Genomic DNA, 23,122 nt, shown 5'->3' with positions numbered 1-23,122 from the left:
TTTTATAAAAAATGCCTTTAATATAAGCCCATCACTCACATCAAGGATTATCATGACCGACCTAACGACCTACATGAATGACGTGGGAGTGCGTGCCAAGACCGCATCCGCCACGCTTGCCCGAGCCGACACTGCCACCAAAAACCACGCCTTAGCCTGTATCAAATCGGCTCTTATCGCCCAAAAAGATGGGATTTTATCCGCCAATGAGCTAGATGTACAAAACGGCAAGGATAAGGGGCTAGATACTGCCTTACTTGACCGCCTTATCATCAGTGATAAGGTGTTTAATGGCATATTAAGCTCGCTTGATGACGTGATAGCCCTTGCCGACCCCATTGGCGAGATGAGCGAGATGACCTACCGCCCGAGTGGCATACAGCTTGGCAAAATGCGAGTACCGCTTGGCGTGATTGGCATGATTTATGAAAGCCGTCCCAACGTTACCATAGAAGCAGGGAGCCTTGCCATAAAATCAGGCAACGCCATTATCCTGCGTGGCGGTTCAGAAGCCTTTCACTCCAACCAAGCCCTAGCCCATGCGGTGCATACAGGCTTACAGCAGACAGGACTACCGACCGACTGCGTGCAAGTACTGACCACCACCGACCGTAATGCGGTGGATAAGCTCATCACTATGGTGGGCGTGGTGGACGTGATTATCCCACGGGGCGGACGGGGGCTGATAGAGCGTATCGCCAATAACGCCCGTGTGCCAGTCATCAAGCACCTAGACGGCAACTGTCATACTTATGTGGACAGTCTGGCGGACATGGACATGGCGGTCAAGGTATGCGTCAATGCCAAAACGTCTCGCTACTCGCCGTGCAACGTCATGGAAACCTTGCTTGTTCATGCGGACATTGCCGATACCGCCTTGCCACGGATTGCCCAAGCCATGCATGACGTGGATAACGCCATGACGTTTAGAGTGTGCGACAAATCCAAAGAGATTTTGGCAAATACTGGCGTAAATACAGAGCCTGCCACCGATGACGACTGGTACACCGAATATCTTGCCCCTATGCTCGCCGTCAAAGTCGTGGACGACCTAGACCACGCCATCGCCCATATCAATCACTACGGCTCGCACCATACGGACGTGATTATCACAAACAGCTATGAGAACAGTGGGCGATTTATCCGTGAAGTGGATTCAAGCTCGGTCATGGTCAATGCGTCTAGCCGTTTTGCGGACGGGTTTGAGTATGGACTGGGGGCGGAGATTGGTATCTCAACGGACAAAATCCACGCCCGTGGGCCTGTGGGACTGCATGGGCTGACTTCCCAAAAATGGGTGGTGTTTGGGCATGGGGAAGTGCGTATTTGATAATCATGTTAAATATTGATTGATAATTATTACTTTTTGGGATATAGTGTGCGGTGGAATTGCTCATTTGGGTAATTTCGCCCTTTCATTTTTATAAGGAATTATCATGAAAAAACTTATCGCAATCTCCGCCCTAAGCCTTGCCACGTTTGGCATGACTGCTTGTCATCACACCGCACAAGCCCAAATCAAGCCCACCGCCACCGCCCTTGCCACCACCAACACCAGCTACAAAAACGAACGCCACATGACCATTGACGGCGTATCTTTTCCTGTTAGCGAAACGTCCGCACGCATTTTGGTAGGGGCGGATGGTCAGCCCTTGCTCGTGGACGATATTTTTGACGGTAAGGCGGACACCCCTGTGGCAGGCTATCGTATCATGGTGATGAACCGTGCGTCATCGGTGGTGGTGGAAGGACGCACCTAAAAGATGGTAAGGTCATTGATAACCGCATGATTCATCGTGGTTCAAAAGCCCGTATCGGCATTCCTGTGGTGGGTGGTAAAGTGGCGTTGGATAAGGCGGTACTACTGGATTTAGACATTATCTATGACGACCCAAATGCACCCCTTGCTGAAGGTCAAGCATTTAAGCCCCGTGGCGAAAAACTTACCAAAAAAGACGTGCCTGTCAATGACAAAAAAGTCGTGGTACGTTCATTTACTCTGCCAAACCTAGCCACGGGCGAAAATGCAGGCGGGGGCATTGACTTTACCGCCACAGCAACCATTGAAGGCAAACAGGTCAGCACGGGGGCAAACTCGGCGTTTCAAATCTTTGAAGGTGGTATGGACGAAAAGCGTTTTTGATAAAGGCAAGTAAGGCAAGCCATGAATAACAAAGGTGTGTAGAAACGCCTTTGTTGTCATTATTACCCATCAGTCATTGTCTATTGCACCAGTCACTCACACAACGCCCGCCAAATCTCATCTAATCCATTCATGCCCGTCATACCAAGCTCAATACCGCCTTGGGGCGTGGTAGGCTCTCGCAGGTTAATACGAATCAGGCGTGGGGCAAAGCCATCGCCAAACCGCCTTACGGTTGGTATTGCCGTCCCTGCCCCAATCTCGATGACGACAGGGTTTTGGTGGGTCGTCAAAAACTCGTGCAGGCGTGTCTCTTGCTCGTCCGTGCGATAAGACTGCCAACCCCCAAGCCAAATCAAATGTCTCAATGACAGGCAAAATGGCAGCAGTCGCTCCACAAAGTATCTTCATCCAAAATCCACTGGGTCAAAGCCCCACTCCTACCGTTACGCCCATGACGGTCAGTCCCCCCCCAAACCCCCCAACAAGGCTCATCAGCAGGCATTTGGAGCGTGGTTAATGCGTTTGTCGTGCAAAATATCAACGGTCAAGAGACGCTCACGCCCATCAATGCTGACACTACTGTCAAATCAGGCGATACCTTAGAGTATCAAGGTCTATTCACCAACAACAGCCCAGAGCGTGTGCGTTCAATGGAGGTTACCCTAAGCATCGCTGATGGTTTGGTGTTGGTTGGTGGCATTCATCCCAAATTCCCCCATGCAACCATTGATGGCAGCCGTTTTATTCGTTCACCGATTCGTGCTAATATTGGTGGACAAGTTCAAGAATTGCCCTTGTCTGACTATAAAGCCCTAAGATGGACATTGGAGGACATTGGTATTGGCGCTACAAGTGTTGTCAAATATCGTGCTAAGCTAAAATAAAACAAAAATGACGGCTTTGAGTCGTCATTTTTGTTTTATGTTAATTGCTTTGTTATATCACACAAAAGCAATTAACACCAATTATTTAAGCTTACTCATCAATCAAACAACTACCACTTATAAGTCATTGAAAATAATAAAGAACGCCCTTTGGCAAAATTGGTCAATACCGAGCGAGTAGTACCGCCGTATTTTGCATCAGGCTTACACAACTGCCCCGCTGCACAAGGTGCACCTTCATCTGCATCATTATAATATGAATGATAATAACGCTGAGTGGCGGCATCATTGTTGGCATCTAAGGGGTCAAGATAAAGTTTATCAAACGCATTTTGCACATCAAGACGCATCACCAAATCTTTCATCGGCTCATAAGCAACATAAAAATCATGCACCAAAGGTTGTCTTTTTAGCATCTCAATTTGTTTGATGACATGGGCGCCTTTATCATCTGAGTGCGATGTATTACCGCCATGCGTGCCATCAATGTATCTGGGTTCAATGGTCGCTCGTGGGCTTTGTCCATAATAACGCACCATACTGCCCACGGTGAGTTTATTATCAAATGCACGCACACCAAACTCAAATCGTCCATAATCTTTGGGCAACATTGACACTTTGCTTAGCCCATAGCCTTGGGTTAATTGGTCTTCTTTTGAGCTATTTAGTGGGGACTCGCTGGCATCGCTATAATTGGTTGGCTGGTCGGTCTTTTGTCTGGCATAAGACAAATTGGTAAAATATCGCCCAGCATCATAGTTTATTTCAAGCTCTAAGCCCTGTTTATGCACAGGCATTTGCCAGTTGCGATGTTGTATGGTATTGCCTTTTAATGCACCACTGGCAACCCAACTGGGTGGATTTTTTGTGTCATACCATTTGCCATAAACATTATGAATGTAATTGTTGATACGGCTTTCATAACCCAATACTTTTAGCCCCAAAGTATCGTTGTCTGTCAATAGATTGTGCTTAAAAACATTAAAACCCAACTGATATGTATTGGCTTGTTCTGGTTTTAATGCGGTATTGACACCAACATCACCAATTTGAGAAAAGAACATTTCTTGAATGTTGGGCATTCTGTGCGTGCGTGCAAAGCTGACAAAAGGCATAAAACCTGTGTCATATTTGGCACTTAAAGTAACAGAATGGTTGATGGCGTGTTTTTTACCAGAAGTGGTTACCAAAGGCTCATACACATCACAACTTGGCGAGCAGTGCTGTTTATAAATTTGCGAATCTTCACCAAACTTATCTTTAAACTCTTTTTGGCTACTATAATAACTGGCATGCTCACCACTAAAATGATACTGACTGGCATTAACGCTATAATCTAACTGATATTTGTCTTTTTGTAATGATGTGTCCAAATAAATAGAATGAAAACGCTGTTTGCCTGAGGGCTGTACAATCACCGATTTTTTTGGCAATGTGCTGCTTGTCCCCTGAAAACGACCACCACAGGCATCATAACCGCCGCCACATAATAAATCATTGGTATAAAATAGCCCAAGCTCATCTGGGAAGCGATTTTTTGAATATTCATTATGCAATATGTTAAGCCCAATGGTTGTGGTCAAATCCATTTGCTTTGGCAAATTAAAGGTGTGAGTGTTGTTCAGGTCAAAAAGATTGGCAGTGTTTTTGGCTTCAAAATCTTTATCCAATTTCCAGCCTGTAAAAGTTGAACCTTTGGGGTATTTTTGTACGCCCACATTATGGGCTGCCAACACTTTTAAATCAATGATCTCATTTGGATTGTAAGCAACATCAAGCTGATAATTATCATTGCTGATACGGCGACTGCCTATCGTGGTGTCCATTTTACGCAGTTGTAGACCAACATCGCTGGTGTCATTGTTATAGTTAATTTTTGCCAAATGGCTTTTTGAGGTTTGGTTTAAGGCGGTGATATCAATGGGGGCGATGCTGTACTCTTTTGCACCATGCTCTTGCCATTGTTTCTGTTTGTCAGCAACATATTCATCAAATTTTTCTTTTGTATCAATACAGCCCAGCCCATAGCACTTACCGCCAAATCGATATTTTCTGTCCCATAAAGGCTTGCCTGTTTCTTCATCTAATTTGGTCAAATCTTTTTGCCAAGACTGGCTGGCTTCATCGTAAGTGAGTGCATGCTCTTTGGCAAAAACTTGTTTTTGTTTACTAAGTAGCAAATCATCACCAACATTGCCAATGTGTGTCCCACCACCGCCAACTTTATAATTTTGGCTAATGTCTTTGTGGCTATAAGCATATAAAGCACTGATACTGCCATTATCAAGCCACCCACGTCCGCCAGCTGCCAGCATAAAATTTTTATCCGTCACATTTTTACCTGTCAAACCCTTGGCAATGACGCCAAAATTTTTGTCATCTTTAATCACATCATCAGCATTTAGCGTACGAAAATTGGCCGAACCTGTTAAGGTATTTAGACCACCTTTACCATTAAAACTGCCTTTGTTTAATTCAACGCCTGCAATGAAATTTTGGTCAATCACCGCACCAAACTGTGAGGTACCACCCCCACGCCCAGCATCGGTTGAGGTGCTGTAAAAGGTTTGGGTTACACCATCAACCATGCTGTTGGCACGCCCAAATCCGCTATCGCCTCGTACATTTAATGATACCAGCCCAGAGGATTTATCCTGCTGAGTGAACGCCCCTGGCATACTGCGCACAATGGCATCAACATTCTCACTGGCATTAAATACATTTTCTCGCACGCTGGTGGCTGATGCTTTGGTAAAGGGTTTTTGGGTTTTTTTGGTGCCGTGGGTTGCTGTTACGACAACCTCATCTAAGATGACAGAAAAATCGGTTGTCTTTGCAGCTTTGGGGTCATCATCTGCCATGGCGGTTTGGGTGATGTGTAGCAAACACAAGGACAGCATGCTAAGTTTTAGTACCTTTTTAGCATGATTTTTATGTTTGGTTTGTGTCGTTAAATGAAAGATTTGGTTCATGAGTGTTACCTATTGTCATTGCTTTTGCTGACTGTGTTAATCATTTTAACAATTTAACAATTTAACAATGGCAAACGCCATCACATTGTGCCTGCTTTTATTACCAATCATCACAAAAGCAGGCAGAATTTGTTAAAAAGTTTGTCAAAATGTAAAAGACGATAATATACATCATTATCATTTAATTTTCAAGCATGGCAATCAATTATCCATTTTAAATCAAAAATGGGTGGTGTTTGGGCATGGACAGATTGGGACATAAATTAACAAAACCCAACATACAAGGTTGGGTTTTATAAGGACTTGGCTTTTTAAGATAAAACAGTCGTGTGCTTAGCTAATCATCTGTTTTAACAATGCATTGACCTGAGCGGGGTTTGCCTTGCCACGGCTTGCTTTCATCACTTGTCCGACCAGTCCATTAAAGGCTTTTTCTTTTCCGCCTTTGTATTCATCCACCATGGTTTGGTTATTGGCAAGCACATCGGCGATGATGGCTTGAATTGCTCCTGTGTCGGTCTCTTGTTTTAGTCCATGCTCGCTGATAATTTCATCAGCACTTTTGTCAGACTCCCACAGATGACCAAACACCTCTTTGGCGATTTTACCGCTGATGGTATCATCCAAAATTCGCACAATCAGCCCTGCCAAGCGTTCGGCAGAGATTGGCGATTTGTCAATGGTCAGCTCGTTTTTATTGAGTGAACCTGACAGCTCGCCCATGACCCAGTTTGCTCCGATTTTGGCGTTATTTTTGCCAATGAGTTCAACAACTTGCAAGAAATAATCCGACAGCTCACGGCTACCATTTAGCACGTTAGCATCATAAGCGGTCAAGCCAAACTCACTGGCAAATCGCTCTTTACGCACGCTTGGGAGTTCTGGCATATCGGCACGCACTTTGGCAAGCGTTTCATCAGAGATAACGACAGGCAACAGGTCGGGGTCGGGGAAGTAGCGGTAATCGTTGGCTTCTTCTTTAGTACGCATGGCACGGGTTTCGTCTTTTTCGGGGTCGTATAGGCGTGTGGCTTGCACAACTTTACCGCCGTCCTCAATTACGTCAATTTGCCGTTCAATCTCGGATTTAATGGCACGCTCAATAAAGCGAAATGAGTTTAGGTTTTTAAGCTCACAGCGAGTACCAAAGGGCGTGTTTGGCTTGTGTACCGACACGTTGATGTCCGCACGGAACGAGCCTTCTGCCATGATAGCGTCCGAGATACCAAGCCATGTAACCAGCTCGTGAATGGTCTTGACATAAGCAACCGCTTCGCCCACCGAACGCATGTCAGGCTCGGAGACGATTTCAATGAGTGGCGTGCCAGCACGGTTCAAATCCACGCCCGTCATCTGTGGCACAGCGTCATGCACCGATTTGCCTGCATCTTCTTCTAGGTGGGCTCGTGTGATGCCGATACGTTTGGTGTATTCGTCCTTTTGCCCTGCGTTTACAAGGATGTCAATGTAGCCACGTCCGACAATGGGGTTTGCCATTTGCGTGATTTGATAGCCTTTGGGTAGGTCGGGGTAGAAGTAGTTTTTGCGGTCAAAGGTGTTGTAAGTGCCAAGCTCGGCATTGACACCCATGCCAAATTTTAAGGCACGTTCAATCACGCCTTCATTGAGTACAGGCAATGCCCCTGGAAAGCCCAAATCCACAATGGTGGCTTGGGTGTTTGGCTCTTGCCCAAAGGCGGTGGGGGCGTTTGAAAAAATTTTGCTGTCGGTGTTTAATTGGCAATGGATTTCAATGCCAATCACGACTTCATAGCCGTCAATTAGGGGGGCTTGTTGGGTCATAAATTTTTCTATTCACTATAAAAATTTAATGGATTATAAAAATGGATAAATTTCTTTACCAATTTGTGCCATTATTTCATCTTTTTGATTTTTAAAATCAAGGGATTTACCATCATGGGGCTGGGTGATAAATAGGCTGATAAAATAAGGTTTATTATTTTCATTCCAAATCACAGCAATGATATTTTTTGATTCACTACCTGTGCCTGTTTTGTCGCCAATTCGCCAATTTTTTGGTAAATATTTTCTCAATAAATTATCAGCAACTTTATCATTGATAAGCCAAGTTATCAACTGTTCTTTGCTTTGATTGGATAGGATATTGCCTACAATCAGTGCTTTTAGGCTTTTTGTGTAAGGAATTGGTTTTGCGGTATCACTGGTTTCACCATAATGTGAGCGATTTAATAAAGGCTCATTATTTGCCAGCACCATATCCGCCCCAATCTCTTTCAAAAATTGATTGAATGCAGTCAAACCCCCAATTTTATCCAACAAGATATTAGCAGAACCATTATCACTCAGTGTTATGGTAGCTTCGCACAATTCACTAATAGAAATTGGTTTATTCTCATCAAAGTATTTTTTACAGACAGGAGAATATTCTATCAAATCGCTTTCTTTAATGATGATTTTTTCGTTTAAATCCAATTTTTCTTTATCTACAAGTAATAATATATGACTTGCAATAAAGGCTTTAATGGTACTATTAACAGGAAAATATTCATTACCACGATGACTGGATAGTTCACCATTGTCAGCAATAATCGTCATACCAATTTTGGCATTAAATTTATTTTCCCAAATTGGCAATATCTCTTTTAATTTATTTTGTAATAAATTTGGATTGTTTGTTATCTTATCATCGGGCAAATAATCATCAGATAAATTCGTTTTACATCCAGTTAATAAATTGCCAGAAAAAATAATAGGTAGTGCCAATAAGGTTTTTTGTAAAAAATGACGGCGTTGCATCATTATCTCCTTTTATTGTTTGGGATAAATTTATTATTGTTTGGGATAAGTTTATCATTCACCCCAATCCAAAAATCACTTCACCAAATCCGCCTTTGCCTGATGAAAATCGGTATGGCTTTGGTAAATGTGAGCGGTTTTTAACAGCTCGCTTTCCGCCCAATGTTTGCCAATGAGTTGCAAGCCCACAGGCAAGCCGTTCGCTTGTCCCACAGGGTGCGATAGGGCGGGCAGACCTGCCAAGTTTACGCCAATGGTATATACGTCAAGCAAATAAATGCTGGCAGGGTCAAGGCTTTCGCCCAATTTATAGGCAGGGGTTGGGGCGGTGGGGCTTGCGATGATGTCGCATTTTTCAAACGCCTTTTTAAAGTCGTCCACGATGAGACGGCGAACCTTTTGGGCTTTGGTATAATAAGCGTCAAAATACCCTGCCGATAGGGCGTATGTTCCCATGATGATACGGCGTTGCACTTCTGCCCCAAAGCCTTCGGAACGTGAACGGGTGTATAAGTCGTGCAAATCTTTGGGATTTTCACAGCGATAGCCAAAACGCACACCGTCATAACGAGACAGGTTTGAGCTGGCTTCGGCAGGGGCGAGCAGATAGTAGGTAGCAAGCGTTACGGCAGGGTCGGTGATGTCCACTTCTACAATCTGAGCCCCTAGCTCTTCGTATTTGGCTAGGGCGGTGCGAATGGATTTTTCTACGTCGCTGTCAAGACCTGCCCCAAAATACGCCTTCGCCACGCCGATTTTTTTGCCTGCTAGGGGTTTGCTGTCTGTGTTGGTTGCCAAAATGTCCGCCACATAATCTTCGGTGGGGCGGTTGATAGACGTTGCGTCCTTGGGGTCGTGTCCTGTCATCGGGGCGAGTAGGTAGGCACAGTCTAGGGCGGATTTACCAAATGTGCCTGCTTGGTCAAGGCTTGACGCATAAGCAATCATACCGTAGCGAGACACACGCCCATAGGTGGGCTTAATGCCTGTGATACCACAAAAGCTCGCTGGCTGGCGAATAGAACCGCCCGTGTCCGAGCCTGTTGCCACAGGCACAAAACCGCTTGCCACCGCTGCTGCTGACCCACCAGACGAACCCCCTGGTACGCGAGCGGTATCCCAAGGGTTGTGCACTGCTCCAAAGTAGGAGCTTTCGTTGTCTGACCCCATGGCAAATTCGTCCATGTTGAGCTTGCCTAGGCTGACAAAGCCAGCGTTGGCGATGTTTTCTACCACGGTTGCGTTATAAGGCGAGACGAAGTTGGATAGGATTTTTGAGCCTGCCGATGTCAGCACGCCTTGGGTGCATAGGTTGTCTTTGTGAGCCATTGGCACGCCAAGCAGGGGGCGAGTGTCGCCTTCGGCACGCAGTTTGTCGGCAAGTTCGGCGTGTTTTAGGGCGTTGTCAAAATCTTTGGTGATAAAGCTGTTGATTTGCCCGTCTAGGCTGTCAATGCGACTGGCAAAATGTTTGACCAGTTCTTGACTGCTAAATTGTTTGTTTTTTAAGCCGTCTGCTAATTCATGGACGGATAGGTGGTGTAGGTCTGTCATAAAATGCCTTTGTTAAAAGTGAAAGTTTAAATTGTCCATTCGTCTGTGATGATGGCAACTAAATAAGGGCGACCTTGATGATGTTCAAAAACCAATCTTAACACTCGCCAATCAAGATAACCCCAACGTTTAGAGCCTTTAAAGCCAAATTCCACAAAATCATGCTTGTGATATATCTGTTTTAGATTATTTAGGCTATTGCCCCCATGATAAAACTCATTGATGGCAACGCTGTCAAAATCAAGCGAGACATCACGCACTACCCAATTGGTCAAATAATCAGGCAAGGTGGTGATGAGTAAATCGCCTTTGCCGTCTTGCTCTCCCCATGTGAATTTTATCCGAGAGCGTTTTAGGTAGTGATGAAAATCACTTCGGCTAAATACCTTATCTGTCGTTGGGTCAATGTGGGCATACATACTAAAACGCACGCCTTTTTTGGGGTGAATGTGGGGCGTGATGGCATGATAATTGCCCTGCCAAAGTGCTTGTTTAATGGCGTGGGCGTTCTGCACAAAAGGGGCTTGTTGCACGTTTGTGATGGTATCAGCATGAGCGGTTGGCACGACTGCAGTCATGACCAATAACGGTAAGATTAAGCCCGATAAGGCACTTGCCCATGATTTCATGATGCGTCCTTTAATCACTCAATCACCTGTGGCACAAGATATAAACCGTCTTGTACCGCAGGGGCGACCGTCTGAAAGCCGTCTCGGTCAATGTCGGTATTGGCGACATCGGCACGCAACTCGGTACAGGCTTCATGAATGTTGGCAAGGGGCTTAATATCATCGGTATTGACATCGGACAAGACATTCATCATCGCAAGGATTTTGTCAAGACTACCAGCGTAGCTTTGGGCGGTGGTGTCGTCAATGGCAAGACGAGATAAGTTGGCACAATTTTGCACATCTTGGGCGGTGATTGTCATAAATTTTCCTAAAATAACAGTTAAAATGTTAATGTTTGATAAAAGCGAATAGACTGGCTAATTTTACCATAAAGTTAATGATTTCAAAAAACTAAAATTTAAGTAGGGCGTGCCTGCCTTTGGTATTTGCAATGAAAAATGAGAAAAATCGCACGTTTTTCAAGGAAAAAACAAAGGCTGTGAGTCTTCTGTCAGACAAGTTTTTGACGACGAAAAACAAGATTGAGCCATTTGCCATGCAAAAATTGGTTGAAATTATCAAACTTTCATCTTATTTTATAAAATGTTATCAATGGTAGGCACGCCCTAAATAAGTCGGTTAAAATTTACTCAGGTATATTCTTACGTTTATCTTAATTTTTGGTAAAATTTAGTAACTTTGGTTAAAAATCGGCAAATTTAACCCGTTTTGCAAAAATTTCTTGCAAATTAGGCAAAATTTTTCATAAATCATCATGATTTTTTTGTCGTAAATCGGTATAATTTACCACAATTTTTAACTATTTGGCATTTGGCTAATTTTTAATCATATTTTTGCTCATGGATTAAGATGAGCGATGCCTTGCCACTCTTATTTTTTGGAATCATGCGTTATGAACCTGCTGGGATTTTTATCGACCAACATTGCCATTGACTTGGGTACTGCCAACACCTTGATTTATGCCCCTGGTAAGGGCATTGTGCTTGATGAGCCAACGGTGGTGGCACTGCGTTCTAACCGCACCCAAAACCCAACGGTGGCGGCGGTAGGTATCGATGCCAAGCAGATGCTTGGGCGTACCCCTGATAACATCACCGCCATTCGCCCCCTAAAAGATGGCGTGATTGCTGACTTTGAAGTCACCCAGCAGATGTTAAAGCACTTTATTAAAAAGGTTAAGGTCAAACGCTTTTTGGCAGACCCGAATGTGGTCGTGTGTGTGCCATGCAAATCCACGCTGGTGGAGCGACGTGCCATCGAAGAAGCGGTGCGTTCGGCAGGGGCGAACAGCGTGCATATCCTAGAAGAGCCGATGGCAGCAGCGATTGGAGCGGGTCTGCCTGTACATGAAGCCAGTGGTTCGATGGTGGTGGACATCGGCGGTGGCACGACCGAGATTGCTGTGATTTCGCTGTCGGGCTGTGTGTATTCAGATTCTATTACCATCGGTGGTGATAAATTTGATGATGCCATCATCAATCACGTCAAAAAGACCCACGGCTGTTTTATCGGTGAGACGACCGCTGAGCGTATCAAAAAAGAAGTGGGTACGGCGGTTTTTGATGACAAAGAGAACCTAGAAGTCGAAGTGCGTGGACGCTCGATGGCAGAAGGCGTGCCAAAGACCTTTACCGTCAATTCCAAAGAAATCCAAGAAGCACTTGCTGAGCCTGTCTCGGGTATTGTCGATGCGGTCAAACTTGCCTTGGAGCAGACCCCGCCAGAGCTGTCATCGGACATCGCCGAGCATGGCGTGGTACTGACAGGGGGTGGGGCGTTACTGCGTAACCTAGATAAGCTCATCTCCAAAGAGACAGGACTGCCTGTGTTTGTCGCCGAAGACCCATTGACCTGCGTGTCTCGTGGCGGTGGTAAGGCACTTGACTTTATCCATGATAAGTCGCTCTCGATGATTTTTGTCTAAATCCATGAAATCATGAGCGGTGTTCACGCACCGCTTTTTGTGTTTTGGGCTTGTGAATATTCATAAGTACATAAAAAGGTCTGGCAATGCTCCCAAGTATATTTTCACAAAAACCTGTATTTGCACGCATGACGGTTGCGTTTTTGGTGCTTGCCTTGATTTTTATGTTGCTTGACAGCAAAAACCCCCAGTGGTTTGATGGTATTCGCCGCCTAAGCCATGCATCCATGCAACCCATTTATCAAGCGTCCCTAGGGCCGTCTTATGCCATGGAATATGCCAGTCATGCCGTCCATACCAAAGAAGCCTTGCGTCGTGAGAATATCCGCTTGCAAACCGAGCTGCTCCAAGCCCGTGCCAAACTCCAAACCCAAGATTATCTACTTGCCCAAAACGCCCGCCTAAAAGGCGTACTCAGCACCACGCAGTCCAGCGAACATCATCTACTGCTGGCACGCATTATCGGCACGGATTCCAACCCCTTAAAGCAAGTGGTGGTGCTTAACAAAGGCACCAATGATGGCGTGCAAATCGGGCAGACAGTCATCGATGAGCATGGCATCATCGGACAGGTGCTAAACGCCTACCCAAATACATCTCGCTTGCTACTCATTACCGATGAACAGCAGTCGGTGGCGGTCGTGGTGGCACGCACAGGACAGCGTGCGATGGTCTCAGGTGGGGGCAAGCCTGATAGTCTAAGCCTAGATTATATCTTTAAGACCGCTGACGTCAAAGTGGGCGATGAGCTTATCTCGTCAGGGCTTGGTGAGCGTTTTCCTGCGGGTTATAAAGTGGGAGAAGTCTCAGACATTGACACCACTCGCACCGATAATTTTGCCGACATTCGTGTCAATCCTGCCGCTGATTTTCTAAACAGCAGTTATGTGCTGATTTTACAGCCCAAAGATAGCCCTGCCCCAAAAAAGAACAGCTAAATCACGCCATATAGGACTCATAAAACCCACTTATGAACTCAAAACCCTTTTTAGTCATCGGTATCATCATCAGCTTCGTGGTGGCATCCATGCTCAATGTCTACCCTTTGGGGCATGACATGGCAAGCGTTCGCCCCATGTTTTTGGCGATGGTGCTTGCCTTTTGGGTGATGTATCGCTCGCCCATGATGGGGGTGTGGGTGGTGTTTTTGGTGGGACTGGTCTCGGATTTGTTGTTGGGTACGCATTTGGGGCATCAGGCATTTAGTGCGGTGCTTATGGCGTTTGTCATACGGGTGTTACTGCTGTATGCCAAAGAGCTTGCCCTGTCGCAGGCGTGGGTATTGGGGGCGATTGCCCTAAGTGTCTATCAGGTGTCGCTGTGGATATTACAGGCATTTTCTCATGCTCAGTTTGTGTGGACAGGCATGGGGTCGCTCATGAGTAGTGTTGTGCTGTTTCCTGTGATGTGGTATCCGCTATATTGGATAAACCGCCAATTAAAAGAGCGAGCCTATTGATGATACCCCTTATCCTAGCGTCCACATCGCCCAGACGGCATGAGTTATTGACACAGTTGCATATTCCCTTTACAGTCAAGTCAGTCCAGATTGACGAGCGTTTTTATTCCCACGAAAATCCCCACGACTATATCATGCGTATGGTGAAGACCAAAGCGGACAAAGCGTGTGCGGATGTGTCATCGGCGATTGTTATCACGGCAGATACCATTGGTGTGGCAGATGATGAGATTTTAACCAAACCTGCCGATAAGGCTCATGCTTTTGCCATGTGGGACAAATTATCAGGTGGTACACACGAGATTTGGACGGCGGTGTGTGCCAGCACTGTCAAAGATAGGCAAGTCATTTTTCAAAAAATCATCAAAGTCACCACCCAAGTCACCTTCATCAAACTCACCGCCCACCAAAAAGAGCGATACTGGGCAACGGGCGAACCTGCCGACAAAGCAGGGGCGTATGCCATTCAAGGCGGAGCAATGGCGTGGGTGCGGTCTATCAATGGCGGTTATACCAACGTGGTGGGCTTGCCCCTTGCCCAGACGGCAGAGCTGATTGATGACTGTATGCAAATATTGGCGGAGTGATGGCGTATTAAATGATGATAAAATTAGCCCATTATCATAGCCAAGCGATTGACTTCTAATTTGCCCAATCAGCTTTCAATCAGTGATTGATTCATCAAGGGCAAATTGCAATTTGCCCCTACAATCCAAAAATAGTTATTAACTCAATAAGTTGTTATTCAATCCACAAACCAAATCATCCAATCCCACACCATCTTTATGTCAAAACACGCCCTAATCAACGCCACGCCCTTTGAGACTCGCCTTGTCATCGTTGATGACGGCAGGCTTGATGAAGTGTTTATTGAGCGGGTACAGGCACGTAGTTTGGTGGGAGATGTCTATTTGGGGACGGTGGTGCGGGTACTGCCTGCCATGGGGTCGGTATTTATTGACATCGGGCGTGAGCGTTCGGCATTTTTGCACCAAAGCGACATCATGCTACCGACTCGCCCGTCATCCCAAGATGATGTTGCCACGCCCACACCCATCACGACATTGCCCATGGCTCATCAGGTAGGAGATAAAAGCCCCACGCAGTCCCAGCCTAGACCCAAGCCTAAGCCTGCCAAGCCCAAACTTGACCCCAAACTTTTGCCCAAGCTCCTACCCAAAGTTGGCGAGCGAGTTGTCATCCAAGTCACCAAAGATGAGTTTGGCACCAAAGGGGTGCGTGTGACCATGCACATCGCATTGGCAGGGCGATATTTGGTCTATCTGCCCACGTCGCCACAGTCGGTCGGTGTATCCACTCGTATCGGTACCAAGGCTTATCGCACCAAGCTAAAAGCCCATTTGACAACCTTGCTTAGCCAATCATCGCACGCAGGTGGGCTCATCGCTCGTAGTGCGTGTGAGCAGGCACTTGGCGGTGATGAGACATTGGCAGACATGGGCGAGCGTATGCAGGCAGAGCTTGACCATCTGGGTGCATTGTGGGTGGATATTAGCCAAGCACGCACACAGGCGAGCCTGCACAAAGCCAAGCATGCCTTACTCTACCAAGAGCTACCTTTGGCCGAGCGTGCCTTGCGTGACATCATCACTGACGACATCCAAAGCGTGTGGATTGACGATAGGGCGACTTATGAGCGAGTACGGCATGCCAGTTGCATGCTCATGCCGTCCATCACATCTGCCATTTATCATCATGATAAGCCGACCCCACTGTTTGCCCAGTCTGTGCCTGATGAGTGTCGCTCGCCTAAGCCTGACATTGAGACTCAGCTGACACACGCCTTGTCACGGCATTGCCCGTTGCCATCGGGTGGTTATCTCATCATTGAGTATACCGAAGCGATGACGACCATCGATGTCAATACAGGCTCGTATGTGGGGCAGGGCAGGGCAGGCGTGGACGTGGTGTATGAGACCAACAAAGAAGCGGTGACCGCCATCGCTCGTGAGTTAAAAGTGCGTAACATTGGCGGTATTATCATTCTAGATTTTATCGACATGGACAAATCCGCCCATCAACAAGCAGTGCTAGACATGCTCGCCCATGCATTAAAAGCCGACCCTGCCACGACCAACATCACCCAAATCAGCGAGTTGGGCTTGGTTGAGATGACTCGCAAACGCACCCGTCCCAGTCTATCTGATGAGCTGTGTGAGCCTTGCCCTGCCTGTCATGGCACGGGCAAAATCAAAAGCGTGCAGACGGTGGCATTTGAGATTCTAAGGTCACTCATGGGTCAGTTGGCAAACAGCACTTCTTTTAAAAAACCCAACGTGACGATAAAGGTCAGTCAGCTGGTGGCGGACTATTTGTCATCACATCAGGATTTATCAAATTTACAAAAATTAACAAATACATCCATTCATCTATCCATAAATACATCTTATCATCAAGAGCAATATGCGATTTTGGTGGAGTAAAAATGGTTTTTTGCCAATAAATCTGCCTAAAAATCAATCAATTTATTAAAATTGTAACATTTTGTAAATTTGATGAATTTTAAGGCAAAGACAGGCAAATTTAGCCACTTTTTTATCCAAAAATAAAGCATGGCTCTTGCTTTATCTGATTTTTCGTGTATAATACGCACACTTTTCTTGTTTAGCGTTGCATTTAAGCAAAAGTCTGTTTTTGACTACATTTGGCTTAGATGAGTGATTATCTTCGGATATATTACAAGTAGTGAGTAGGGCTTGCCCCAAAGCGAATCAACGCCACAGCCGAAGCATCGATTTTGGCACTATAAACAACAGCTCTGTTGCCAACATTCATGTCTGGCGGACAGGGATTGTATTATTTTGTCCAAAGCGGTTCTAGGACAAAATTTAATCAAAATAACATGACTGAAATCCAAGCGATGGAAGTTTTATAAAGCACTTAATTTAGGAGCTTGTTGGCATGGCTAACCAGAGAATCCGTATCCGACTAAAATCTTTCGACCATCGTCTGATTGACCAGTCGGCACAAGAGATTGTCGATACCGCAAAGCGTACAGGTGCACAAGTTTGTGGTCCTGTTCCCTTGCCGACTCGTATTGAGCGGTTCAACGTATTGACATCACCACACGTCAACAAAGACGCTCGTGACCAGTATGAAATTCGCACCCACAAACGCATGATTGACATCGTTCAACCTACTGACAAAACAGTAGACGCATTGATGAAGTTAGATTTGGCGGCCGGTGTTGATGTTCAAATCGCCCTAGGCTAAGAACAACTGGTTTAATATAAACGATTATAAGTAAGAGGTCTAAAATGGCGATTGGTTTAGTCGGTATTAAGCGTGGTATGACCCGAATCTTCACTGAGGCAGGTGCATCTATTCCTGTAACAGTGGTTGAGGTTAACGCAAACCGTATCTCACAAATCAAGACAGTAGACACTGACGGTTATGACGCAATTCAAGTCACCACAGGTGAGCGTCGTGAAAGCCGTGTAACTGCTGCACAAAAAGGACACTTCGCAAAAGCTGGCGTTGCCGCTGGTCGTGGTGTTTGGGAATTTAGAGCTGACGCAAGCGAACTTGAAGGTCGTGAAGTTGGCGGCGATATTTTGGTGGATTTATTTGAAGTTGGTCAGTTGGTTGATGTCACTGGTCAGTCTAAGGGTAAAGGCTTCCAAGGTGGCGTAAAACGTCATAATTTCCGCACTCAGGACGCAACACACGGTAACTCTGTGTCGCATCGTGTACTTGGTTCTACCGGTCAGAACCAAACACCAGGTAAAGTATTCAAAGGCAAAAAAATGCCAGGTCAAATGGGTAACAAACGTGTTACTGTTCAAGGCCTTGAAATTGTGTCTATTGATACCGAAAAAGGTGTACTGGTCATCAAAGGTGCCTTGCCTGGTGCTAATGGTGGCGATGTTATCGTACGTCCGTCAGTCAAAGCCTAGTTGAGGGGATTAACGTGAATTTAAAAACTGTTACAGGTGCGGCGGTTGAACTATCAGAGACGACATTTGGTCGTGAGTTCAATGAAGCCCTAGTACACCAAGTCGTAACTGCTTACCTAGCTGGTGCTCGTCAAGGTACTCGTGCACAAAAAACTCGTGGCGAAGTATCTGGTGGCGGTAAAAAACCATGGCGTCAAAAAGGTACTGGTCGTGCCCGTGCGGGTTCTATCCGTGGACCAATTTGGGTAGGTGGTGGTCGTGCATTTGCTGCCAAACCACAAGACTGGTCTCAAAAAGTAAACCGCAAAATGTATCGTGGTGCCATGCAATGCATCCTAGCAGAGCTTGTACGCCAAGAGCGTTTGGTTTTGGTGGACTCTATCAGTGTTGATAGCCCAAAAACCAAAGGTTTGGTTGCTAAACTTGCCGAGCTAAATGCCCCACGTGCATTGATTGTTACTCACGAAGTTGATGAAAATCTATACTTGGCAGCTCGCAACATTCCATACGTGAATGTACTAGGTACTCGTGAAGTTGACCCAGTTAGCTTGGTTTCTTTCGACAAAGTTATCATGACGGTTGAAGCCGCCAAGCAATTTGAGGAGACACTAGCATGAGTAACGCAAGACTATATCAAGTACTAAAAGCCCCTGTTTTTTCTGAAAAATCTCAACGTTTGGGTGACAGCCTAGGTGTTCAAGTTTTCAAAGTGGACAGCAGTGCAACCAAGCGTGAAATCAAACAAGCTGTTGAGCTTATGTTTGAAGGCGTTGAAGTTGTCAAAGTAAACACGCTAAATACCAAAGGTAAAACCAAGCGTTTTGGCCGTGTTGTTGGCAAGCGTTCTGACGTTAAAAAAGCGTATGTAACACTAAAAGCAGGTTCAGACGTACAAATCGGTGCTGGTGAAGAAGCCACTGGCGAAACAGCGACTAACGAATAAGGATTATAATCATGCCTATCGTAAAAGCAAAACCAACCTCACCAGGTCGCCGCTTTGTTGAAAAAGTTGTGCATCCACACCTTTATAAAGGTCGTCCTTATGCACCGCTTGTTGAATCAAAAGCAAAAACTGGTGGTCGTAATAACAACGGTCGTATCACTACCCGTCATATCGGTGGTGGTCACAAGCAACATTATCGTCTAATTGACTTCAAACGCAACAAAGACGGCATCATTGCAACTGTTGAGCGTATTGAATATGACCCTAACCGTACTGCACACATTGCTCTACTAAAATATGCAGACGGTGAGCGTCGTTATATCATCGCACCTAAAAAATTGGCAGTAGGCGATCAGGTTCAATCTGGCGAAGGTTCTCCTATCCGTCCAGGTAACTGCTTGCCACTTAAAAATATCCCAGTGGGTACCGTTATTCACAACATCGAACTAAAAATCGGCAAAGGTGCACAACTTGCACGTTCTGCTGGTGCAGCAGTTCAACTGCTTGGTCGTGACGGTGCTTATGTGATTGTTCGTTTACGTTCGGGTGAGACCCGTCGTATTCACGCAAATTGCCGTGCGGTTATTGGTGAAGTGTCTAACACTGAAAATAACCTAAAATCACTTGGTAAAGCAGGTGCAGCGCGCTGGCGTGGCGTTCGTCCTACCGTTCGTGGTACGGCAATGAACCCGATTGATCACCCACACGGTGGTGGTGAAGGACGTAACTTTGGTAAACACCCAACCAGTCCTTGGGGTCAGAAAGCTAAGGGTCTTAAGACTCGTTCTAACAAGCGTACTGACAGTATGATTATCCGTCGCCGTCGTGCCAAGAAATAAAGGAAGAGTTTTATGCCTCGTTCGTTAAAAAAAGGCCCGTTTATTGACGCACATCTGTTTGCTAAGGTGGAAAACGCCCTAGAAACAAACAGCCGTAAGCCAATCAAAACTTGGTCTCGTCGTTCCATGATTCTACCACAAATGGTCGGTTTGACCATTTCTGTTCACAACGGTCGTACCCATGTACCTGTTATCGTGAGTGAGCAAATGGTTGGTCATAAACTTGGTGAATTCGCCCCAACCCGTTCATATCGTGGTCATGGCGTTGACAAGAAATCTAAGAGATAAGGTGTACCATGGAAGTAACTGCAAAATTACGTGGTGCCGCTATTTCGGCACAAAAAGTAAGATTGGTTGCGGACGAAGTTCGTGGTAAATCAATCGAGCATGCTTTAGACATTTTGACATTTAGCAACAAAAAAGGTGCTAAACTTGTTAAAAAATGCCTACAATCAGCAATTGCAAACGCTGAACACAACAATGGTCTAGACATTGACACACTGCGTGTTTCTACCATTTATGTGGATGAAGGTATTACTTTGAAGCGTATTATGCCCCGTGCCAAGGGTCGTGCTGACCGTATCAGCAAACGCACTTGCCACATCACTGTTAAAGTAGGAGCATAATCATGGGTCAAAAAGTACATCCAATTGGTATTCGTTTGGGCGTTATCAAAAAGCACAACGCTAACTGGTATGCCAGCCCAAAACAATATTCAGAATACTTGCTAAATGACTTCAAAGTGCGTGATTTTCTACGCAATAAGCTAAAAGAAGCCATGGTAAGCAACATCAGCATCGAGCGTCCTACGGGTGCCGCTAAGATTACCATTCACTCAGCACGTCCTGGTGTGATTATTGGTAAACAAGGTGCTGACATTGAAGCACTTCAAAAAGACCTAACCAAGCTTATGGGCGTTCCTGCTCAGGTAAATATCCAAGAGATTACTCAGCCTGACCTAGACGCGCGTTTGGTTGCTGTTGGTATTGCCAGACAGCTTGAAGGTCGTGTGATGTTCCGTCGTGCGATGAAACGTGCCGTGCAAAACAGCATGCGTGCTGGTGCTGGCGGTATCAAAGTTGAGCTGTCAGGTCGTCTAGGCGGTGCTGAGATTGCTCGTACTGAGTGGTATCGCGAAGGTCGTGTACCACTACACACATTGCGTGCTGACATTGATTATGCAGAAGTTCGTGCAGAGACCACTTACGGTACTATCGGTGTGAAAGTTTGGATTTTCCGTGGTGAAATTCTAGACGGCATGAACAGCGTTTACAATCCAGTTGCAGAAGAGAAGACTCGCGCACCAAAACGCCGTGGTCGTACCAGCAACCGTCGTAATTCAGACAAGGGGTAAGCCATGTTACAACCAAAACGTACCAAATTCCGCAAAATGCACAAAGGTCGTAACACAGGCCTTGCCCAACGTGGTAACACTGTTGCATTTGGTGAGATTGGTCTAAAATCTATCGGTCGTGGTCGCATGACTGCTCGTCAAATTGAAGCAGCTCGTCGTACCATTACTCGTCGCATCAAGCGTGGCGGTAAAATTTGGATTCGTGTATTCCCAGACAAGCCGATTACCGAAAAACCATTGGAAGTTCGTATGGGTAAAGGTAAAGGTCCAGTTGAGTACTGGGTAGCCGAAATCAAGCCAGGCAAAATGCTATACGAAATCCAAGGTGTGAGCGAAGAGCTTGCGCGTGAAGCCCTAACATTGGCTTCCGCTAAGCTTCCTTTCAAAACCACCATTGTTAAACGGACGGTAATGTAATGAAAACAAGCGAATTACGTGAAAAATCAGTAGAAGAGCTGGCTACATTGCTTGACGAAAAGCAACTTGACGCATTTCGCCTACGTATGGCAAAGGCAACCGGTCAGCTAGGTAATACTCACGAAGTTAAAGCAAATCGTCGCACGATTGCAAAAATCTTGACTTTGCTTAACGAAAAACAAAGAGGTGAGGCATGAGCGAGAATAAAACTCAAGAAGTTGGTGTTGTAACTGGTAAAGTTATCAGCAACAAAATGGACAAGTCTATCACTGTCCTTGTTGAACGCCAAATTCGTCACCCAATGTATGGCAAGCAAGTTCGTCGTTCTACCAAGCTAAAAGCTCATGATGAGAACAACGTTTGTCAAGAAGGTGATATCGTTCGTATCAAAGAAACACGTCCTATCTCAAAGACCAAAACTTGGACTTTGGTGGACGTGGTTGAAACTGCGGTAAAAATTTAAAGTTATTTGCATTAAAAGTCATTTGCTAGTATAATGAACGTCTTTATTGGCGTTCATCTACCAAATTTGTGCAAAATAGCATAAATTGGAGCGAGTGGCTTTTATTGTATTATTATTTATGGAGTAATGCGATGATTCAGACTGAAACAATGCTGGAAGTTGCAGATAACAGTGGTGCAAGACGTGTACAGTGCATTAAAGTGCTGGGTGGCTCGCATCGTCGTTATGCATCAGTTGGCGATATTATTAAGGTAACAGTAAAAGAAGCCATTCCTCGTGGTCGTGTTAAAAAAGGCGACGTGATGAATGCGGTCGTTGTACGTACCAAAAAAGGCGTACGTCGTCCAGATGGTTCTGTATTACGTTTTGATGATAATGCGGCAGTTATTCTAAACAATAACAAAGCCCCTATCGCAACTCGTATTTTTGGACCTGTTACTCGTGAACTACGTGGTGAGCAATTCATGAAAATTGTTTCACTAGCACCAGAAGTACTGTAAACTTTTAGAGGCTATCCTATGGCAAAGTTACGCAAAGGCGATACCGTGGTTGTGATTGCTGGCAAAGATAAAGGCAAGCAAGGCACAATTTTGGCGGTTAAAGCAGACCGTGTAAAAGTTGAAGGCATTAACATTGTAACCAAACACCAAAAACCTAACCAAATGCTAGGTAAAGAAGGTGGCATCGTTAAGCAAGAAGCATTTCTACACATTTCAAACGTTGCGATTTATAACGCAGCAACCCAAAAAGCAGATCGTGTTGCTTACCAAGTAAACGAAGAGGGCAAAAAAGTCCGTATCTATCGTTCTACTGGTGAAGTAGTGGCGACTGCATAAGATA

31 protein-coding genes are annotated in these 23,122 nt (G+C 45.5%); 24 read left to right on the top strand and 7 right to left on the bottom strand.

Translation table 11 applies throughout. The features are described 5' to 3' along the window. Nucleotides 1–52: 52 nt before the first annotated feature. The 3 genes from IM753_RS02325 (at nucleotide 53) to IM753_RS02315 (ending at nucleotide 2,143) form a co-directional block, all read left to right on the top strand. Nucleotides 53–1,330: a glutamate-5-semialdehyde dehydrogenase gene (locus IM753_RS02325; protein WP_194108559.1), complete on the top strand. Its 1,278-nt coding sequence runs from the start codon at nucleotides 53–55 to the stop codon at nucleotides 1,328–1,330. A gap of 106 nt (nucleotides 1,331–1,436) precedes the next feature. Beyond that, the gene (locus IM753_RS02320; protein ID WP_194108558.1) at nucleotides 1,437–1,760 is read left to right on the top strand and encodes a hypothetical protein; all 324 of its coding nucleotides are present in this window, start codon (nucleotides 1,437–1,439) and stop codon (nucleotides 1,758–1,760) included. A 26-nt stretch (nucleotides 1,761–1,786) separates the two neighbouring features. Next, nucleotides 1,787–2,143, top strand: a complete 357-nt coding sequence (locus tag IM753_RS02315; RefSeq protein ID WP_194108557.1) for a hypothetical protein — start codon at nucleotides 1,787–1,789, stop codon at nucleotides 2,141–2,143. A 92-nt stretch (nucleotides 2,144–2,235) separates the two neighbouring features. Here the strand turns inward: IM753_RS02315 and IM753_RS02310 are convergent, their stop codons facing one another. Next, the gene (locus tag IM753_RS02310; protein WP_370582810.1) at nucleotides 2,236–2,502 is read right to left on the bottom strand and encodes a hypothetical protein; all 267 of its coding nucleotides are present in this window, start codon (nucleotides 2,500–2,502) and stop codon (nucleotides 2,236–2,238) included. A gap of 20 nt (nucleotides 2,503–2,522) precedes the next feature. Between IM753_RS02310 and IM753_RS02305 the strand changes: the two genes are divergently transcribed. Both IM753_RS02305 and IM753_RS02300 read left to right on the top strand, forming a co-directional pair. After that, on the top strand, nucleotides 2,523–2,663 hold the full coding sequence (locus IM753_RS02305) for a hypothetical protein (RefSeq protein WP_194108556.1): 141 nt from the start codon (nucleotides 2,523–2,525) through the stop codon (nucleotides 2,661–2,663). Between the two features lie 10 nt (nucleotides 2,664–2,673). Beyond that, nucleotides 2,674–3,030, top strand: a complete 357-nt coding sequence (locus IM753_RS02300; protein WP_227713050.1) for a hypothetical protein — start codon at nucleotides 2,674–2,676, stop codon at nucleotides 3,028–3,030. A 110-nt stretch (nucleotides 3,031–3,140) separates the two neighbouring features. Here the strand turns inward: IM753_RS02300 and IM753_RS02295 are convergent, their stop codons facing one another. The 6 genes from IM753_RS02295 to gatC form a co-directional block, all read right to left on the bottom strand. Continuing rightward, on the bottom strand, nucleotides 3,141–6,002 hold the full coding sequence (locus tag IM753_RS02295) for a TonB-dependent receptor plug domain-containing protein (RefSeq protein ID WP_194108554.1): 2,862 nt from the start codon (nucleotides 6,000–6,002) through the stop codon (nucleotides 3,141–3,143). Nucleotides 6,003–6,335: 333 nt separating this feature from the next. Next, nucleotides 6,336–7,805: an Asp-tRNA(Asn)/Glu-tRNA(Gln) amidotransferase subunit GatB gene (gene gatB, locus IM753_RS02290; RefSeq protein WP_194108553.1), complete on the bottom strand. Its 1,470-nt coding sequence runs from the start codon at nucleotides 7,803–7,805 to the stop codon at nucleotides 6,336–6,338. A gap of 33 nt (nucleotides 7,806–7,838) precedes the next feature. Continuing rightward, nucleotides 7,839–8,780 (bottom strand): class A beta-lactamase BRO-1, encoded by a 942-nt coding sequence (locus IM753_RS02285; protein ID WP_003657002.1) that lies wholly within the window; start codon nucleotides 8,778–8,780, stop codon nucleotides 7,839–7,841. A gap of 75 nt (nucleotides 8,781–8,855) precedes the next feature. Continuing rightward, nucleotides 8,856–10,334, bottom strand: coding sequence for an Asp-tRNA(Asn)/Glu-tRNA(Gln) amidotransferase subunit GatA (gene gatA, locus IM753_RS02280; protein WP_194108552.1), 1,479 nt, complete (start codon nucleotides 10,332–10,334; stop codon nucleotides 8,856–8,858). A gap of 26 nt (nucleotides 10,335–10,360) precedes the next feature. Next, entirely contained in the window at nucleotides 10,361–10,963 is a 603-nt protein-coding gene (locus IM753_RS02275) for a hypothetical protein (protein WP_194108551.1), read from the bottom strand. A gap of 14 nt (nucleotides 10,964–10,977) precedes the next feature. Next, the gene (gene gatC / locus IM753_RS02270; RefSeq protein ID WP_065255099.1) at nucleotides 10,978–11,265 is read right to left on the bottom strand and encodes an Asp-tRNA(Asn)/Glu-tRNA(Gln) amidotransferase subunit GatC; all 288 of its coding nucleotides are present in this window, start codon (nucleotides 11,263–11,265) and stop codon (nucleotides 10,978–10,980) included. A 131-nt stretch (nucleotides 11,266–11,396) separates the two neighbouring features. Between gatC and IM753_RS02265 the strand changes: the two genes are divergently transcribed. The 19 genes from IM753_RS02265 to rplX all read left to right on the top strand — a co-directional run bounded on the left by IM753_RS02265 (nucleotide 11,397) and on the right by rplX (nucleotide 23,118). Continuing rightward, nucleotides 11,397–11,564, top strand: coding sequence for a hypothetical protein (locus IM753_RS02265; protein WP_194092537.1), 168 nt, complete (start codon nucleotides 11,397–11,399; stop codon nucleotides 11,562–11,564). A gap of 294 nt (nucleotides 11,565–11,858) precedes the next feature. After that, nucleotides 11,859–12,890 carry a rod shape-determining protein gene (locus IM753_RS02260; RefSeq protein WP_065255098.1) on the top strand — a complete coding sequence of 344 codons (1,032 nt, stop codon included), beginning with the start codon at nucleotides 11,859–11,861 and terminating at the stop codon, nucleotides 12,888–12,890. Nucleotides 12,891–12,976: 86 nt separating this feature from the next. Beyond that, on the top strand, nucleotides 12,977–13,828 hold the full coding sequence (gene mreC / locus IM753_RS02255; RefSeq protein ID WP_065255097.1) for a rod shape-determining protein MreC: 852 nt from the start codon (nucleotides 12,977–12,979) through the stop codon (nucleotides 13,826–13,828). Nucleotides 13,829–13,860: 32 nt separating this feature from the next. Continuing rightward, complete coding sequence (gene mreD / locus IM753_RS02250; protein WP_065255096.1) at nucleotides 13,861–14,349, top strand: rod shape-determining protein MreD; 489 nt, start codon at nucleotides 13,861–13,863, stop codon at nucleotides 14,347–14,349. Beyond that, complete coding sequence (locus IM753_RS02245; protein WP_194108550.1) at nucleotides 14,349–14,936, top strand: nucleoside triphosphate pyrophosphatase; 588 nt, start codon at nucleotides 14,349–14,351, stop codon at nucleotides 14,934–14,936. The genes mreD and IM753_RS02245 overlap by 1 nt, the downstream gene beginning before the upstream one ends. Before the next feature lie 198 nt (nucleotides 14,937–15,134). Continuing rightward, on the top strand, nucleotides 15,135–16,793 hold the full coding sequence (locus IM753_RS02240) for an Rne/Rng family ribonuclease (RefSeq protein ID WP_065255094.1): 1,659 nt from the start codon (nucleotides 15,135–15,137) through the stop codon (nucleotides 16,791–16,793). Between the two features lie 478 nt (nucleotides 16,794–17,271). Further along, entirely contained in the window at nucleotides 17,272–17,583 is a 312-nt protein-coding gene (rpsJ, locus tag IM753_RS02235) for a 30S ribosomal protein S10 (RefSeq protein ID WP_003656991.1), read from the top strand. 44 nt (nucleotides 17,584–17,627) lie between these two features. Next, a complete protein-coding gene (gene rplC, locus IM753_RS02230) occupies nucleotides 17,628–18,266 on the top strand; it encodes a 50S ribosomal protein L3 (RefSeq protein ID WP_029102628.1) in 639 nt (212 codons plus the stop codon). 14 nt (nucleotides 18,267–18,280) lie between these two features. Next, on the top strand, nucleotides 18,281–18,883 hold the full coding sequence (rplD, locus tag IM753_RS02225; protein ID WP_029102629.1) for a 50S ribosomal protein L4: 603 nt from the start codon (nucleotides 18,281–18,283) through the stop codon (nucleotides 18,881–18,883). Next, nucleotides 18,880–19,209 (top strand): 50S ribosomal protein L23, encoded by a 330-nt coding sequence (gene rplW, locus IM753_RS02220; protein WP_029102630.1) that lies wholly within the window; start codon nucleotides 18,880–18,882, stop codon nucleotides 19,207–19,209. Before rplD ends, rplW begins: the two co-directional genes overlap by 4 nt. Before the next feature lie 11 nt (nucleotides 19,210–19,220). After that, entirely contained in the window at nucleotides 19,221–20,048 is an 828-nt protein-coding gene (gene rplB / locus IM753_RS02215) for a 50S ribosomal protein L2 (RefSeq protein ID WP_029102631.1), read from the top strand. 12 nt (nucleotides 20,049–20,060) lie between these two features. Beyond that, entirely contained in the window at nucleotides 20,061–20,336 is a 276-nt protein-coding gene (gene rpsS / locus IM753_RS02210) for a 30S ribosomal protein S19 (protein WP_062498708.1), read from the top strand. Between the two features lie 8 nt (nucleotides 20,337–20,344). Beyond that, nucleotides 20,345–20,674, top strand: coding sequence for a 50S ribosomal protein L22 (rplV, locus tag IM753_RS02205; RefSeq protein WP_194108549.1), 330 nt, complete (start codon nucleotides 20,345–20,347; stop codon nucleotides 20,672–20,674). A 2-nt stretch (nucleotides 20,675–20,676) separates the two neighbouring features. Continuing rightward, entirely contained in the window at nucleotides 20,677–21,402 is a 726-nt protein-coding gene (rpsC, locus tag IM753_RS02200) for a 30S ribosomal protein S3 (protein ID WP_065255093.1), read from the top strand. Between the two features lie 3 nt (nucleotides 21,403–21,405). Beyond that, nucleotides 21,406–21,819: a 50S ribosomal protein L16 gene (rplP, locus tag IM753_RS02195; RefSeq protein WP_029102635.1), complete on the top strand. Its 414-nt coding sequence runs from the start codon at nucleotides 21,406–21,408 to the stop codon at nucleotides 21,817–21,819. Continuing rightward, on the top strand, nucleotides 21,819–22,016 hold the full coding sequence (gene rpmC / locus IM753_RS02190; protein WP_065255092.1) for a 50S ribosomal protein L29: 198 nt from the start codon (nucleotides 21,819–21,821) through the stop codon (nucleotides 22,014–22,016). Before rplP ends, rpmC begins: the two co-directional genes overlap by 1 nt. After that, the gene (gene rpsQ / locus IM753_RS02185; protein WP_065255091.1) at nucleotides 22,013–22,282 is read left to right on the top strand and encodes a 30S ribosomal protein S17; all 270 of its coding nucleotides are present in this window, start codon (nucleotides 22,013–22,015) and stop codon (nucleotides 22,280–22,282) included. The genes rpmC and rpsQ overlap by 4 nt, the downstream gene beginning before the upstream one ends. A 131-nt stretch (nucleotides 22,283–22,413) precedes the next feature. After that, a complete protein-coding gene (gene rplN, locus IM753_RS02180; RefSeq protein ID WP_029102638.1) occupies nucleotides 22,414–22,782 on the top strand; it encodes a 50S ribosomal protein L14 in 369 nt (122 codons plus the stop codon). A gap of 18 nt (nucleotides 22,783–22,800) precedes the next feature. Then, the gene (gene rplX, locus IM753_RS02175) at nucleotides 22,801–23,118 is read left to right on the top strand and encodes a 50S ribosomal protein L24 (protein WP_029102639.1); all 318 of its coding nucleotides are present in this window, start codon (nucleotides 22,801–22,803) and stop codon (nucleotides 23,116–23,118) included. Nucleotides 23,119–23,122: the final 4 nt, after the last annotated feature.

It is taken from the genome of Moraxella sp. K127 (assembly GCF_015223095.1).
Lineage (GTDB): Bacteria > Pseudomonadota > Gammaproteobacteria > Pseudomonadales > Moraxellaceae > Moraxella.
The sequence above is the reverse complement of the archived record's forward strand: the minus strand, read 5'-3'. Positions and strand labels throughout refer to the sequence as shown.